Source organism: Arthrobacter luteolus NBRC 107841 (genome assembly GCF_001552075.1).
GTDB classification, from domain to species: domain Bacteria; phylum Actinomycetota; class Actinomycetes; order Actinomycetales; family Micrococcaceae; genus Arthrobacter_B; species Arthrobacter_B luteolus.
This window is the reverse complement of the sequence record NZ_BCQM01000008.1, coordinates 57,260-70,547: the sequence shown is the minus strand read 5'-3', so window position 1 is coordinate 70,547 and position 13,288 is coordinate 57,260. Positions and strand designations below refer to the sequence as shown.

Sequence of the window (13,288 nt, the reverse complement as noted above, 5' to 3'; positions counted from 1 at the left end):
GGATCCGGAGTGATCCGGTCCTGCTTTCCAGAGTTGCCTCGCTGTGGCGGTACAGGGGCCTGAGAGATTCCCGGGGAGGGTTTGCTCCTACGGCGCCCGCGGCGTCGGATGTTCGCTGCTGCAGGACTCTCCCGCCACGGCTGATAAAGGCATATTCAGTTGTAGCTGCGTAGCTGACTCTAGTCGGCCGCACCTGCGCCTTCAAGGTATGACGCAGGACCCTTGCCAACCCGGGCGCGCCCGTATATAAACCAGCCGCCGCAAACTCCCAAATTGACATGTCCGCAGGCACTCCCGAAACTGAAATGATCGGCGGTGACGCCGCATCTCATGAAGCTTCACCGGTAACGGTGAGCGCAGCGTGTCTTGGCGGCGGCGCCTCGAATTGGTGCCTACGAGAAAGAACTCCATGTCAGGTAGCTCCACCCGCCCGTCCAGCAGTGCGCAGTCCGCAGCTGTTTCCAGTTCCAAGGACCCGGACCTCTCCCGGTCGCTGTCCAGCCGCCATATCCAGCTGCTCGCGATCGGCGGTGCCATCGGCACCGGCCTGTTCATGGGCTCCGGTAAGACCATCTCCGTTGCGGGCCCCTCGGTCATCTTCGTCTACATGATCATCGGCTTCATGCTGTACTTCGTGATGCGGGCCATGGGCGAGCTGCTGCTCTCCAACCTGGAGTACAAGTCCTTCAGCGATTTCGCCGCTGACCTGCTGGGCCCGTGGGCCGGTTTCTTCACCGGCTGGACCTACTGGTTCTGCTGGGTGGTTACCGGCATCGCCGATGTGGTGGCGATCGCCCACTATGTCACCTACTGGTGGGCCGGTGCGCCGCTCTGGATTCCGGCCCTGGCCTGCATCGCACTGCTGCTGGCGCTGAACCTTCCCACCGTGAAGGCGTTTGGTGAAACCGAGTTCTGGTTCGCCCTGATCAAGATCGTGGCCATCATGACCCTGATCGTGGTGGGCCTGGTGATGATCCTCACCGGATTCCAGTCCGGGCCGGCCGAGACAGCCAGCTTCGGCAATCTCTGGGAAAACGGCGGGTTCTTCCCCACCGGTCCCATGGGCTTCGTGGCAGGCTTCCAGATCGCCGTTTTTGCCTTCGTGGGCATCGAACTGGTGGGCACCGCCGCGGCCGAGACCAAGGATCCGACCAAGAACCTGCCCAAGGCGATCAACTCGATCCCGCTGCGCATCATGCTGTTCTACGTAGGCGCCCTGGTCATCCTCATGTCGGTGATCCCCTGGACCGATTTCAGCGCGGACGAAAGTCCGTTCGTGGGTATGTTCACCCTCGCCGGGCTGGGTACGGCTGCCGCCGTCGTGAACTTCGTGGTGCTGACGTCCGCGGCGTCCTCGGCGAACTCCGGCATCTACTCGACCTCGCGCATGGTCTACGGCCTGGCGCGCGACGGCGATGCCCCCCGCCCCTTCAGCCGCCTGTCCCGGCGCAAGGTTCCGCAGAACGCACTGTTCTTCTCCTGCACCTTCCTGCTCGCCGGCGTGGTGCTGCTGTACGCGGGCGAGTCGGTGAGCGCGGCCTTCACACTGGTGACCACGATCTCCGCGCTCTGCTTCATGTTTGTCTGGACCATCATCCTGTTCAGCTACCTCGCCTACCGGCGCCGCCGTCCGCACCTGCATGCGGAATCGACGTTCAAGCTTCCCGGCGGCCGGGTCATGGTCTACGTGGTGCTGGCCTTCTTCGTGTTCATCGTGTGGGCCCTGACGACGCAGCCGGACACCCTGATGGCCCTGCTCGTCACACCCATCTGGTTTGCCCTCCTGGGCGGTATTTACGCCGTGCTGCGCCGCACTCCGCTGCACCAGGCCCGGGTGGCCGAATACCAAGCGATGGCCGCCGGAGAGCGGGAAGCCGCGGAGTCCTTTAGCCGCGGGTGAACTTCAGGTAGCGGGTAGCGGAGTCCTGGACAATCCGGTCCGCTGCCCGCGGCAGGATGAAGTCCCACCAGGCGCCGTACAGCCGCTCGTAGGCCAGCGGGGCCAGCAGCTCCGCGGCGGCCTCGACGACGTCGGGACGCTCCGGGATGAGATTGGGATAGCTGTACATAAAGGCCACATGCGTGAAGTCGGGGATGACCTGGATGATGTCGCCGCTGAAGAGGGCGCCCACGCCGTCGGGGTCCTCGTCCCAGTGCATGACTGTGCCGCCCGGGAAATGGATGCCCGGGCGGTACAGGACCAGGCCCGATGCCAGCTCCAGCCGGTCTCCGTCCCAGAACTGCAGCACCGGGTCGCTGCGGCCCACCCACTGCCGGTCCGCGGTGTGCAGGTAGACCGGGACCTCGAATTCACGGGCCCAGTCCACCATGGTCGAGTAGTAGTGCGGATGGCTGATGGCGATGGCTGACAGCCCGCCTTCGGCGTTGACGATGTCGATGAGTTCCTCGTCGAGATAGGGCACGCAGTCCCACAGCACATTGCCGTCCGCGGCCTTGACCAGCAGGGCCCGCTGCCCGATCGCAAACTTTGGTTCGCAGCCGATGCCGAGCACACCGGGTCCCTGCGGGTGCACGCTGGCCCGCCGGGCTCCTGAGCGGAGTCTGGAAAGCGTGGTCCAGGCCTGGCCGGACAGCGGCACGTACTGACGTTCGTCCAGGCACACCGGACAGGTGGCGCGCGGTTCCGAGTACTGCGTGCCGCAGGTGACGCAGATCGGGTAGTCGTTGGGAGGAAGCGCTTCTTTGTAGTGCTGCACCATCGTCGTGGACCCGTTCGTGAGCAGGTTTTTTGCCGAAGTGCCGGTCACGCTACCGTCTCAGTCCCGCGGGCAACACCTGATCAGGCAGAATCCGGGCACCTGTCCGAGTAACGATTTGGACTCGCCCCTGCTCGCTGGACCACTGTTTGTTCAGTAGATGACTTGTTCAGTAGACCACCGTTCCGGTCGATCCGACGGTGCTGCCCAGCTGGGCCGGCTTGCCGCTGACGTCCAGCTGGATGCCCACGGAGTGCAGCGGGGCCTCTAACGCAAGACTGAGGTTGGGCAGGACCTCCGAGCGGATCCGGCGCAGGGATTCCTGGATATCCGCGCGCTCATTGACCGTGACGCGCAGGGCGAGGTCCGGTGCCCCGGCCGTGCCCCGAAGCAGCGCGGAGGAATTGACGACGCCGGGCATCCGGTTGACGTCGTACTCGACGGCGGCGGCCAGCACCCCGGGGTCGCATCGGGTGATGCCGCGGGCCGGGTCCTCCTGCAGCCGGTAGCCCGCAGCTTCGCGCCGGCGGGGGATTTCGGCGAGGATCCACCACAGGCCCAGGATTCCAAGGATCAGCCCGCCAATCAGTACGGCGGGAGCCACCCAGTCCGGTGCCAGCAGGGTATCGGGGTCCTGCTGCAGCACCGGTGACTGGGCGCCGGAGACCGCTCCCCCGGTGACCTGGTTCAGGAATCCCGCGGAAACCAGCAGTGCGAAGATTCCAGCGGCCAGAAGCAGCACGCCGATGATGATCAGCCACGTCCGGTTCATCGCCCCCGCATGGTGTCGCATGGCGCGTCCTTTCCGTTCCTGGCCGGTCCCGGGTCAGTCCCGGGAGCGGATGAATACCTTGACGCGGGGTGCCGGGTCCAGGCCCGAGGCAACCAGCCGTGACCGGACGCCGTCGCCCACCCAGCGGTGGAGGTCCCTGGTGTCATGCAGGGCCGTGTTAACTGACACCCGCACTTCCCGGTCCGTTGCCGTCGCTGATGCGGAAGAGACGCCGTCGATGTGTTCGCAGGTTGCCGCGGCAAGCTGCGCCACGGCCCGGCTGGACATCACCACTGAGGCGTCACCTTCCACTGCTGCTTCCGAATCAGCTTCATCAGCAGCAGGGAGACGTACGCCAAGGTCGCGGAACCGGCCGGGAAGGATGCCGGCCAGCAGCAGAATCAGCCCGGCCGCGGCCACGGCGGCGCCGATGGTCCAGACGGCGGGATCGTTCCAGCTCACCCCCGCAACCCAGGTGAACGGAGCAATAAATGCCTCCGGCCAGGACCCGGAGGTCAGGCGGACCAGGGCCACCCAAACCAGCACGATTCCCAGGGCAAGGAGCACGGCGGCACAAATGGTTGCCGGAACCGATCTGCTCGGACGCTGGCGCAGCGCCACCGGAGGCGCGCCCGGCCGGCTCACAGCAGCTGCCTTCGGCCGGAGGTGAGGGCCTTCGGCCGCAGCCAGGCGACGGTGATGTCCACCTGCCGCACCTGCACCCCGGTGAGGTCCGTGACCCGTTCTGCGATCCGCTGGCGCAGCTGGTCCGTTGCCCGGCGCAGCGGCAGCGGGTACGGAAGCCCCACCGTCACCTTGAGGCTGGCGATGTTCCCGGCCAGTTCGACGTCGGCATCCGGGCGGGCCGTGAAGTCCACCCGCGAGCCGATGCCGAGGAAACCGCCGGAGGTTCCGCCTGCTTGCGTCTCATCCCGGGCCACCTGGCTGGCGATCTTTTCCAGGACCTTCTTGGACATGGATGTGCTGCCCCGGCTGCCCACGTCACGGCGGGAGCGGCCGGCAGCGGGCACCTCCGTGGTGGTCATCGGCTCGAGGCCCGGCCAAACAACCCGGCCATGTCGAGCTTGCCGTCAGCCGTGAGCCCCACCAGCAGGCCGATCAGGCCGAAGAGGAGGGTGACCAAAAAGGCGAACCACCCACCGAAGGCCAGCACGATCCCCAGAACCAGACCAACAGCCAGGCACCATCTTGTTGCAGACATGGTGTTCTCCTTAGTTCCCTAGTTGAATCCGCCGCAGTGCACCGGGCGGATACCCGCTACTCCAAACGGTTCGAGGGCGCCTTCTTGCCGCCGTCGTCTCCGTCGTCACTGGAATCTCCGGGCAGCTGCACATCGGTGACGTTGACGTTCACTTCCAGCACTTCCAGGCCGGTAGCGTTCTCCACTGAGCGGATGACGTTCCGGCGGATACCCTGGCTGACTTCCACGATTGAGTAGCCGTACTCGACGACGATGCTCACGTCGATAGCCGCCTGCCGTTCGCCCTTTTCCACAGTGACGCCGTTGCTGACGTTGGTTTGTGAACCGGGGATCCGGTCAGTGACGGCGCTGAAAGCCCGCCGGGCCGCGTTACCCATGGCGTAGACTCCGGGAACTTCCCGGGTGGCCATGCCGGCCAGTTTCTGCACCACGGTTTCTTCGATTGTTGTATCTCCCCTGGGCGTGTGGAGCGGCCCCGAGCGCCGCTGCTGTTCAATCTCGTGTTCGCTGCCGGTGCGTTCACCGGACACCGCTTCTGCGGTCGGGGCGGATGATGGTCCAGGGTTTCTGGCGGTTTCTGCCATGACACTCATCTCCTGCTCGATCGGGATCCGGGCCGGATCGCCTATCTCCATTAAGACGGCCGAAAGCCCGTACCGTCACTCCCGGCGGAACTATTCGGGCCTTTGACCCCGGATATTCCCATTCCACGGAGGAGGTTCCGCTGCTGCCGTGCGGGTGGGATATTTGCAGGACCGGCAGCATCCGGGGGCCTCTGCAGAAACACCCGGCTGAAACACCGCGCTGCAACACTGCGGGGTGAAGCGGCTGGGAACCGGGGCCGTACTTGGAAAGGCGGGGACCATGTCCGACAAGCCCCTCCGCGGCCAGCTGGTGGACAGTGCCCTGGTGGCAGGCATCGCCGCACGTGCGGCGCGTGAGACACCGGGGGTGCTGCGGCTGGCTACAGCCCGCAGCCATGTCCTCTCCCGCCTGCGGACGGGTGCCGCACGGTCCTGGCGTACGACGGCGGGCTGGGCTGCGCGCCGCCCCGAAGACCCGGATGCCCCAAACCTGCGGGACGGCGTCGTCGCTGTGATCCATGGCGGCACGGCAACGATCGAGGTGGACCTCGCCACCGACGCTGCCTACAACGCGCTCGACGTCGCGGCCAACGTGCAGGACCGGGTGGCCCAGGCCCTGCGCGCCACCGGTGTTGCCGCGGGTCCGGTGAACGTCACCGTGCTGGCGATTGAGCGTGCCGGCGAAACCTAACTCCCTCCGGTTTGGGACGTACCGGCCGTCTTGGCGCAGTTTTCCCTCCGGACGCCGCACGATTCTCGCCTGTCATTGTCGGGCCAGGACGGCCACGCGTGGCTCCCAGCCGTGCCAGTGTTCTCCCAAGCACGGATCTCCCGAAAGCACACCAGAGACCCTTGCTATTCCCTCACCCGGCACCGTATTATCACGATACGGAAGAACTTTTTCATTTTTCATTGAAGTCCTCGGTTACATTAACTGGCGGACCAGCGCGACGAAGCAGACCTGCAAGAGGGAGTTAGGCCATGGCCATTGAAGTAACTGATCCGAACCCTGCCAAGGGTGGCGAAACCATCCTCACCCCCGAAGCACTGGCCTTCGTCGAAGAACTGCACAGACGCTTTGCGCCGACCCGCAACGACCTCCTTGCCGCCCGCACCGCCCGCCGGGAATCCATCGCCGCCGGCGGATCGCTGGACTTCCTGCCCGAAACCGCCGCAGTCCGCGAAGGGGACTGGAAGGTCGCCGCCGCACCGCCCGCACTCCAGGACCGCCGGGTCGAAATGACCGGCCCCGCGTCCCCCGCGAAGATGGCAATCAACGCGCTGAACTCGGGGGCCAAGGTCTGGCTGGCCGACCTGGAAGATGCTTCCACTCCCACCTGGCACAACGTGGTGGACGCGGAGTACAACCTGTACCAGGCCGCACGCGGTGAGCTGTCCTTCACCTCCCCCGAGGGCAAGGAATACGCGCTGCGCACCGACGCGCCCCTCGCCGTCGTCGTGATGCGCCCGCGCGGCTGGCACCTGCCGGAAAAGCACGTGCTGATCGACGGCGAACGGGCCGTGGGAGCCCTGGTCGACTTCGGCCTGCACTTCTTCCACAACGCCAAGCAGCTCCTGGAAAACGGCCAGGGGCCCTACTACTACCTGCCCAAGATGGAAAGCCATCTGGAAGCCCGGCTCTGGAACGACGTTTTCGTGTTCGCACAGGACTACGTGGGCATCCCGCAGGGTTCGGTGCGGGCCACCGTCCTCATCGAAACCATCCCGGCCGCCTTCGAGATGGAGGAAATCCTCTACGAACTGCGGGACCATGCCTCCGGCCTTAACGCCGGGCGCTGGGATTACCTTTTCAGCATCATCAAGGTCTTCCGGGACGCCGGCAAGGACTTCCTGCTGCCGGACCGGGCCGACGTCGCCATGACCGCACCGTTTATGCGCGCCTACACCGAACTGCTGGTCAAGACCTGCCACCGGCGCGGAGCCTTCGCCATGGGCGGGATGGCCGCGTTCATCCCGAACCGCCGCGAACCGGAAATCACGGCGAAGGCGTTCGAGAAGGTCACTGCGGACAAGACCCGGGAAGCCAACGACGGCTTCGACGGCTCCTGGGTTGCCCACCCGGACATGGTCGCCACCTGCCGTGAGGTCTTCGATTCCATCCTCGGCGACAAGCCGAACCAGGTGGACCGGCTTCGGGAGGACGTCTCCGTCACCGCGAAGGACCTGCTCAACGTCACCACCGCCCAGGGCTCCATCACCGAAGCCGGGCTGCGCTCCAACCTGTACGTCGCCGTCGCCTACACCGCGGTCTGGCTTTCGGGCAATGGCGCAGTGGCGATCCACAACCTCATGGAAGACGCCGCCACAGCGGAAATCTCCCGCTCCCAGGTCTGGCAGCAGGTCCGCAACGGCGTGGTGCTCGAAGACACCGGGGAAACCGTGACCGAGGAACTGGTCACGCGGCTCCTGGCGGAGGAAACCGAGCGGCTGCGCTCTGAAGTGGATGAGGAGAAATTCAACCGCTTCTACGCCCCGGCCAGCGAACTGATTGGCCGGATCAGCCTCGCCCCGGACTACCCGGACTTCCTCACCCTTCCCGCCTACGAGCTGGTGGACTAGTTCCTTAGTCGAATTCCTCAGTCGAACAGGATTACCTGGCGGACGGCCCGTCCGTCCGCCAGGGTATCCATCGCCTGGTTAATGTCCTGAAGCCCCACTTCGGCGGAGACCAACTCCTGGACCGGCAGCTTTCCCTGCCGCCACAGCTCCGCGTAAACCGGAATGTCCCGCACGGGCACCGCCGATCCCAGATAGCTGCCGATGATCGTCCGGGCTTCCGCGGTGAGCGTGAGCGGCGCGATTTCGGCCCGCTGGTCCGGCGCCGGCAACCCAACAGTGACAGTGGTTCCGCCCGGCGCGGTGAGTTGGACGGCGGTTTCAAAGGCCCGGGGATGCCCGGCCGCCTCGACCACCAGGTGCGGCCGGATTCCGGCCTCGAGCGCCTGCTCCGGGGAATAGGCAGCGTCCGCACCCAGGTCAAGGGCCCGCTTCAGCTTCTCCTCCAGCGCGTCAATGCCCACCACGCTGCGCACCTCCAGCGACCGTGCCGCCAGCAGGGCCGCCATCCCCACTCCACCCAGTCCAACGACGGCAACGTCATCGCCTGGCCCCGGACGGGCAACGTTGAGCACTGCCCCTCCCCCGGTGAGCACCGCGCAGCCCAGCAGGGCGGCAACTGCCGGCGGAACGTCGTCGTCAACCGCAACTACGGAACGGTAATGAACGACGGCGTGGGTTGCGAAGCCGGACACCCCCAGATGGTGCCGCACGGGTTCACCGTCCCGGTGCAGGCGCTGCGCGCCGCCCAGCAGGGTGCCCGCGTTGTTCGCGGCGGTGCCCGGAGTGCAGGGCATCCGCCCGTCCGTGCGGCACGCGGCGCACTCACCGCAGCGGGGCAGGAAGGCCATCACCACCCGCTGGCCCGGCTCCAGGCCCGGCACCCCGGGTCCGGTTTCTTCGATCCGGCCGGCGGCCTCATGCCCCAGCAGCATCGGCACCGGCCGGACCCGGCTGCCATTAACCACTGACAAATCCGAATGGCAGATACCTGCGGCTTCGATCCTGACGAGCACCTCGCCCGGGCCCGGCGGGTCCAGTTGCAGGTCGCAGACCGTGAGCGGCCGTGAGTGGGCATACGGCGGTTCGGCGCCGGTGCGTTCCAGGACGGCCCCGCGGATGGTTCGGCTGCTCATGGGTTCCCCTTTGAATCCGTGGCTGGGCCCGGCCGTTGGCGGCCGGGTGGGTCGATGCTGCTGCCATTCCAGCACGGAGACGGCAAGCCGCCAAGCCGTTCCGGTCCGACGCGCACGGGGTTGGAGCCCCGGTTCGTGTTACCCGGCCCTCCCATTTGGCAAGATGATGTCCATGAGCCAAAGCACCACGACCACCCAGGCACTTCCCGGCAAGGACGCCAAGATGCTGGCCCGGGCACTCTCCGCCGGTGACGTTACTGTTTTCGTGGACGGCACAGCCCTGCGCCTTCCGCCTGCGGCCCGGGACGCGGTCCTGGACCTGCTCGGCCGGCTGGGCTCCGGCGCGTCCGTGAGCGTCTCCTCCGTTGCTGCTCCCGCAGCGGCGGAGGCCGCGAGCCACGATCCGCTGCTGACAACGTCGCAGGCGGCATCCGCCGCCGGCATCTCCCATACCTACCTTCGGAACCTGACCGACGCCGGTGTGATCCCGGTGGAATACCGTGGAACCCACCGGCGTATCCGAATGTCCGACGTCGAATCCTGGCTGCAGGCGCAGCGTGCCGCCAGTGCGGCGAAGGCCGCCGGCCAGGAGAAGTAGCTGCCTTACCTGTTTGTTTTTTCCGCCCTGAAGAACCGGAGCTAAAACGTGATTATCGGTATCCCCAAGGAGATCAAGAACAACGAGTTCCGGGTGGCCATCACCGCATCCGGCGTGCATGAGCTTTCGTCGCGCGGCCATACCGTCCTGATTGAGGCCGGAGCGGGAGCCGGGTCGAATATTACCGACACGGAATATAAGGCTTCGGGGGCCGAGGTTGTCCCTGCCGCAGACGCAGTCTGGAACCGGTCGGACCTGATTCTCAAGGTCAAGGAACCGGTCGCCGCCGAGTTCGGGTACTTCCGCCCGGGCCTGGTTCTCTTCACTTATCTGCATCTCGCCGCTGAACCGGAACTCACCAGGGCCCTGCTGGATGCCAAGGTGACCGCGATCGCCTACGAAACCGTTCAGGAAGGCCGTGCACTGCCGCTGCTGGCACCGATGTCCGAAGTAGCCGGGCGCCTGGCGGTGCAGGTGGGCGCACAGTCCATGATGGCACCGGCCGGCGGGCCCGGCCTGCTGCTGGGCGGCGTTCCCGGAGTGCGCCCGGCGAAAGTGGTGGTGCTGGGCGCCGGCGTTGCCGGCACCAATGCCACGGCCATCGCCGTCGGCGCACACGCAGATGTCACCGTGCTGGACATCAACATCAACCGGCTCCGGGAGCTCGACGCCCAGTACGCCGGGCGGATCAAGACAGTGGCATCCAATGCCTTCGAAATCGAACGCGCGCTGCTGGATGCTGACCTGGTGATCGGATCGGTGCTGATTCCGGGTGCCCGCGCCCCGAAGCTGGTTACCAATGCCATGGTCGCCCGGATGAAGCCCGGCAGCGTCCTGGTGGACATTGCCGTGGACCAGGGCGGGTGTTTCGAGGACAGCCGGCCCACCACCCACGAGGACCCGACGTTCCGGGTGCACGGTTCCCTGTTTTACTGCGTGGCCAACATGCCCGGCGCTGTGCCGAACACCTCCACGTACGCGCTGACCAACGTGACACTGCCGTACGCCGTCGCCCTGGCGGACAAGGGCGTCCGGGAGGCCTTCGACGCCAGTCCGGCCCTGGCCCGCGGACTGAACGTCGCCGGCGGCAGGGTGGCCCACCACTCGGTGTCCGAAGCCCACGGCCTGGAACTGGCCGGAAGCTGGACGGAGCTGGTGGCTCGCTGACCCCGCGGGTCTCCGCAATGCAGGAAGAGGCCGGCAGCCCCTCGGGCTGCCGGCCTCTTCCGTTGGCCAGGGTGTCTAGTGGGCTGCCGGGATTTTGGCTGCGGCACCGCGCAGCACGGGTGCGCCGAGCATCGAAATGACGACGGCACCGAGGCCCATCGGAATCACGAACAAGAAGTACAGATCTCCCGGAGTCCAGCCGCCGTCGATCAGGGTGCCGGCCAAGATCGGGGAAACGATGGCGCCGACCCGGCCCATGCCGATGACCAGGCCCAGGGCGGTGCCGCGGACATCCGAGTCGTAGTACGTGGGGCTGATGGCGAGCATGCCGGCAATCGGGGCGTTGGAGCCGAAGCCGACCAGGGCCGCCGCGAAGAGGGCCAGCGGCAGGGAACCCTCGGTGGAGTTTGCGAAAGCCACGAAGGTGGCGGCACCGACGACGAAGAACACCGCCAGGACCTTGCGCATCTCATAGCGCGCACCGAAGACGCCCAGGACGACGGCGCCGGCGATGGCACCGACGCTGAACAGCACACCGGCGGTGATTCCGTCCTGCGCGGTGAAGCCGCTCGCGGTGATCAGCTTCGGCGTCCAGGAGTTCGCGAAGTAGAAGCTTGCCATCAGGATGAAGTAGGCCAGCGAGAGCAGGATGGTCCGGCGCGCGTTCCTGCCGGTGAGGACGTCGGCGAAGCGGGACTTTTCGCTGCGCGGGGCCGGCTCGGGCAGTTCGCTGACCGGTTCCTGGCCGATGCTGCGCAGGGTCTTGTTAATGCGTTCCAGCGCGTTGGCGGGGCGGCGCACCGCCAGGTAGTCGATCGATTCCGGCAGGACCTTCAGGACCAGCGGGATCATGATGAGGGTCGCCACGGTGCCGAAGACGAATGCCGAGCGCCAGCCGAAGGAAGTGATCAGCACACCGGTGACCAGGCCGCCCAGGACACCGCCGATCGGCTGGCCGATGCTCACGATGGCGAGCGCGGTGGACCGGCGCTTGGCGTTGGAGAACTCCGAGGCGAATACGTTAATGGTGGCCTGCAGTGTGCCAATGGCGACACCGGTGGCCAGACGCAGGATCAGCAGCACTTCGTAGGACGGGGCAAAGACCGAACCGAGCATGCCCAGGGCCACGACGCAGACGCCGAGCAGCAGTGTTTTCTGCCGGCCGATCACGTCGGCGATGGTGGAAACGAAGATCGATCCGACCGCCATGCCGACCAGGGCCGCGCTGAGGAGGAAACCGAGCTGGGCGCCGTTGAGGTCCCATTCCTTGGAGACATCCGCTGCACTGAAGGCCATGACCAGGACGTCGAAACCGTCGATCATGTAGAGAGCTGTACAAATTGCAATGATTCCGACTTGCCGCCGGCTCAGGGTGGAATCTTCGATCCGGTCTTTGAGGTGCATTCCTAAAATGCTAGGGGAGACGAGCGCCACACCGTGATTTGGGTCGCGTCGGCGGCGGCTGGTTACGCCCGGCCCGCCCGCGGATTTACAGGCCGGCGTGGAGCAGGCGTATGATTTCCAACCCGCACAGCGAGTCCGCCGGATCCACCGGTACCGCATCCCCCCGCAGGAGGGCGCCGGCGAGACCGGCGTAGAAATCCTGGTAGCGTCCCGGCTCGGTGGGCACGCGCACGGCGGACCCGTCCCGCCCCAGCAATCCCCACTGTGCCGGTTCCTCGGCCCCGTAGCCGGGCTCTCCGGGCAGCAGCCCGGCATCGAGCTGCTCTTCCTGGGGATCCGTCCCGCGCTTGACCCAGGACGCCCCGGACCCGGTCACCCGGAAACGCTCTCCGGACTGAGGGGCGAGCGAGTTCATCCACAAATGTGTCTGCACGCCCGAAGCATGCTGCAGGACGGCAAAAACGTCGTCGTCCGGTCCCCCGTCGCCGCGCCGTGCGGAAATTTCGGCGTACACCGGCTCGGCCGGCCCGAAAAGCGCCAGCGCCTGGTCGATCAGGTGCGGGCCCAGATCGAAGAGGATCCCGCCGCCGTCGGCCGCTGGAGAGGCAATCTTCCAGGGTTTGCTGACGGCGGGTTTATAGCTCTCCATCCGGGACTCGAAGCGGGTCACGGTTCCCAGTTCGCCGCGGTTCAGGATTCCGCGCAGGGTGAGGAAATCCCCGTCCCAGCGGCGGTTTTGGAACACCGTCAGTGTCTTCCCGGCGGCTGCGGCCTGTTCGATGAGGCCCGCGGCGGCGTCCGGGGTGTGCGCAAAGGGTTTATCCACCACAACACTGAGCCCCGCTCCCAGGGCAGCCCGGGCCAGCGGTGCGTGGGTGCCCGGCGGGGTACTGATGACGGCGAGGTCCAGGCTGCCTGCGCGTTCCAGGGCCGCTTCGGCGGAAGGCACGACGGCGGCGGCCGGGTAGGCAGCCGCTGCGGCGGCTGCGCGTGCGGGATCGGCGGTGACGATCACGTCCAGTGAGTACTGCGGGTCCTGCCCGATCAGCGGGGCATGAAACACCCTGCCGCCCAGCCCGAAACCAAACAGGGCCGTGCGGATGGGCAAGGC

The 13,288-nt window shown here is 66.4% G+C and carries 14 protein-coding genes and 1 riboswitch; of the genes, 5 read left to right on the top strand and 9 right to left on the bottom strand.

What is annotated here, in order from left to right; translation table 11 throughout:
- Positions 1-37: 37 nt before the first annotated feature.
- Positions 38-144: riboswitch (glycine riboswitch) on the bottom strand.
- Positions 145-409: 265 nt separating this feature from the next.
- Positions 410-1,900 carry a D-serine/D-alanine/glycine transporter gene (gene cycA, locus AL3_RS14070; RefSeq protein WP_066302196.1) on the top strand — a complete coding sequence of 497 codons (1,491 nt, stop codon included), beginning with the start codon at positions 410-412 and terminating at the stop codon, positions 1,898-1,900.
- Here cycA and AL3_RS14065 read toward each other — a convergent pair.
- The 6 genes from AL3_RS14065 to AL3_RS14040 all read right to left on the bottom strand — a co-directional run bounded on the left by AL3_RS14065 (position 1,887) and on the right by AL3_RS14040 (position 5,295).
- A complete protein-coding gene (locus AL3_RS14065; protein WP_215727395.1) occupies positions 1,887-2,768 on the bottom strand; it encodes an MBL fold metallo-hydrolase in 882 nt (293 codons plus the stop codon). The genes cycA and AL3_RS14065 overlap by 14 nt on opposite strands.
- 118 nt (positions 2,769-2,886) lie before the next feature.
- Positions 2,887-3,510, bottom strand: coding sequence for a hypothetical protein (locus AL3_RS14060; RefSeq protein ID WP_151723854.1), 624 nt, complete (start codon positions 3,508-3,510; stop codon positions 2,887-2,889).
- A gap of 33 nt (positions 3,511-3,543) precedes the next feature.
- Complete coding sequence (locus tag AL3_RS14055; protein WP_066302192.1) at positions 3,544-4,134, bottom strand: DUF6286 domain-containing protein; 591 nt, start codon at positions 4,132-4,134, stop codon at positions 3,544-3,546.
- Entirely contained in the window at positions 4,131-4,535 is a 405-nt protein-coding gene (locus tag AL3_RS14050; RefSeq protein ID WP_066302191.1) for an Asp23/Gls24 family envelope stress response protein, read from the bottom strand. The genes AL3_RS14055 and AL3_RS14050 overlap by 4 nt, the downstream gene beginning before the upstream one ends.
- Positions 4,532-4,711 carry a hypothetical protein gene (locus AL3_RS14045; RefSeq protein WP_066302190.1) on the bottom strand — a complete coding sequence of 60 codons (180 nt, stop codon included), beginning with the start codon at positions 4,709-4,711 and terminating at the stop codon, positions 4,532-4,534. The genes AL3_RS14050 and AL3_RS14045 overlap by 4 nt, the downstream gene beginning before the upstream one ends.
- A 56-nt stretch (positions 4,712-4,767) precedes the next feature.
- Complete coding sequence (locus tag AL3_RS14040) at positions 4,768-5,295, bottom strand: Asp23/Gls24 family envelope stress response protein (RefSeq protein WP_083521767.1); 528 nt, start codon at positions 5,293-5,295, stop codon at positions 4,768-4,770.
- A 280-nt stretch (positions 5,296-5,575) separates the two neighbouring features.
- Here AL3_RS14040 and AL3_RS14035 point away from each other — a divergent pair, with 280 nt between their 5' ends.
- Complete coding sequence (locus AL3_RS14035) at positions 5,576-5,986, top strand: Asp23/Gls24 family envelope stress response protein (RefSeq protein ID WP_066302189.1); 411 nt, start codon at positions 5,576-5,578, stop codon at positions 5,984-5,986.
- A 290-nt stretch (positions 5,987-6,276) separates the two neighbouring features.
- Positions 6,277-7,875: a malate synthase A gene (gene aceB, locus AL3_RS14030; RefSeq protein ID WP_066302187.1), complete on the top strand. Its 1,599-nt coding sequence runs from the start codon at positions 6,277-6,279 to the stop codon at positions 7,873-7,875.
- Between the two features lie 17 nt (positions 7,876-7,892).
- On the opposite strand, the gene AL3_RS14025 is transcribed toward aceB, so the two are convergent.
- A complete protein-coding gene (locus AL3_RS14025; RefSeq protein ID WP_066302185.1) occupies positions 7,893-9,008 on the bottom strand; it encodes an alcohol dehydrogenase catalytic domain-containing protein in 1,116 nt (371 codons plus the stop codon).
- A 172-nt stretch (positions 9,009-9,180) separates the two neighbouring features.
- On the opposite strand from AL3_RS14025, the gene AL3_RS14020 reads away from it, so the two are divergent.
- Both AL3_RS14020 and ald read left to right on the top strand, forming a co-directional pair.
- Positions 9,181-9,606 (top strand): helix-turn-helix domain-containing protein, encoded by a 426-nt coding sequence (locus AL3_RS14020; protein WP_370665442.1) that lies wholly within the window; start codon positions 9,181-9,183, stop codon positions 9,604-9,606.
- Between the two features lie 48 nt (positions 9,607-9,654).
- Positions 9,655-10,773, top strand: a complete 1,119-nt coding sequence (gene ald / locus AL3_RS14015; protein WP_066302176.1) for an alanine dehydrogenase — start codon at positions 9,655-9,657, stop codon at positions 10,771-10,773.
- 75 nt (positions 10,774-10,848) lie between these two features.
- Here the strand turns inward: ald and AL3_RS14010 are convergent, their stop codons facing one another.
- The gene (locus AL3_RS14010; RefSeq protein WP_066302174.1) at positions 10,849-12,177 is read right to left on the bottom strand and encodes an MFS transporter; all 1,329 of its coding nucleotides are present in this window, start codon (positions 12,175-12,177) and stop codon (positions 10,849-10,851) included.
- An 85-nt stretch (positions 12,178-12,262) separates the two neighbouring features.
- Positions 12,263-13,285 (bottom strand): Gfo/Idh/MocA family protein, encoded by a 1,023-nt coding sequence (locus AL3_RS14005; RefSeq protein WP_306303035.1) that lies wholly within the window; start codon positions 13,283-13,285, stop codon positions 12,263-12,265.
- Positions 13,286-13,288 lie beyond the last annotated feature (3 nt).

Coding starts and splice junctions, on each gene's coding strand:
- AL3_RS14035 (WP_066302189.1), top strand. CDS start 5,576: ATGTCCGACAAGCCCCTCCGCGGCCAGCTGGTGGACAGTGCCCTGGTG.
- AL3_RS14020 (WP_370665442.1), top strand. CDS start 9,181: ATGAGCCAAAGCACCACGACCACCCAGGCACTTCCCGGCAAGGACGCC.
- AL3_RS14045 (WP_066302190.1), bottom strand. CDS start 4,711: ATGTCTGCAACAAGATGGTGCCTGGCTGTTGGTCTGGTTCTGGGGATC.
- cycA (WP_066302196.1), top strand. CDS start 410: ATGTCAGGTAGCTCCACCCGCCCGTCCAGCAGTGCGCAGTCCGCAGCT.
- AL3_RS14050 (WP_066302191.1), bottom strand. CDS start 4,535: ATGACCACCACGGAGGTGCCCGCTGCCGGCCGCTCCCGCCGTGACGTG.
- AL3_RS14010 (WP_066302174.1), bottom strand. CDS start 12,177: ATGCACCTCAAAGACCGGATCGAAGATTCCACCCTGAGCCGGCGGCAA.
- AL3_RS14060 (WP_151723854.1), bottom strand. CDS start 3,510: ATGCGACACCATGCGGGGGCGATGAACCGGACGTGGCTGATCATCATC.
- aceB (WP_066302187.1), top strand. CDS start 6,277: ATGGCCATTGAAGTAACTGATCCGAACCCTGCCAAGGGTGGCGAAACC.
- AL3_RS14025 (WP_066302185.1), bottom strand. CDS start 9,008: ATGAGCAGCCGAACCATCCGCGGGGCCGTCCTGGAACGCACCGGCGCC.
- AL3_RS14040 (WP_083521767.1), bottom strand. CDS start 5,295: ATGGCAGAAACCGCCAGAAACCCTGGACCATCATCCGCCCCGACCGCA.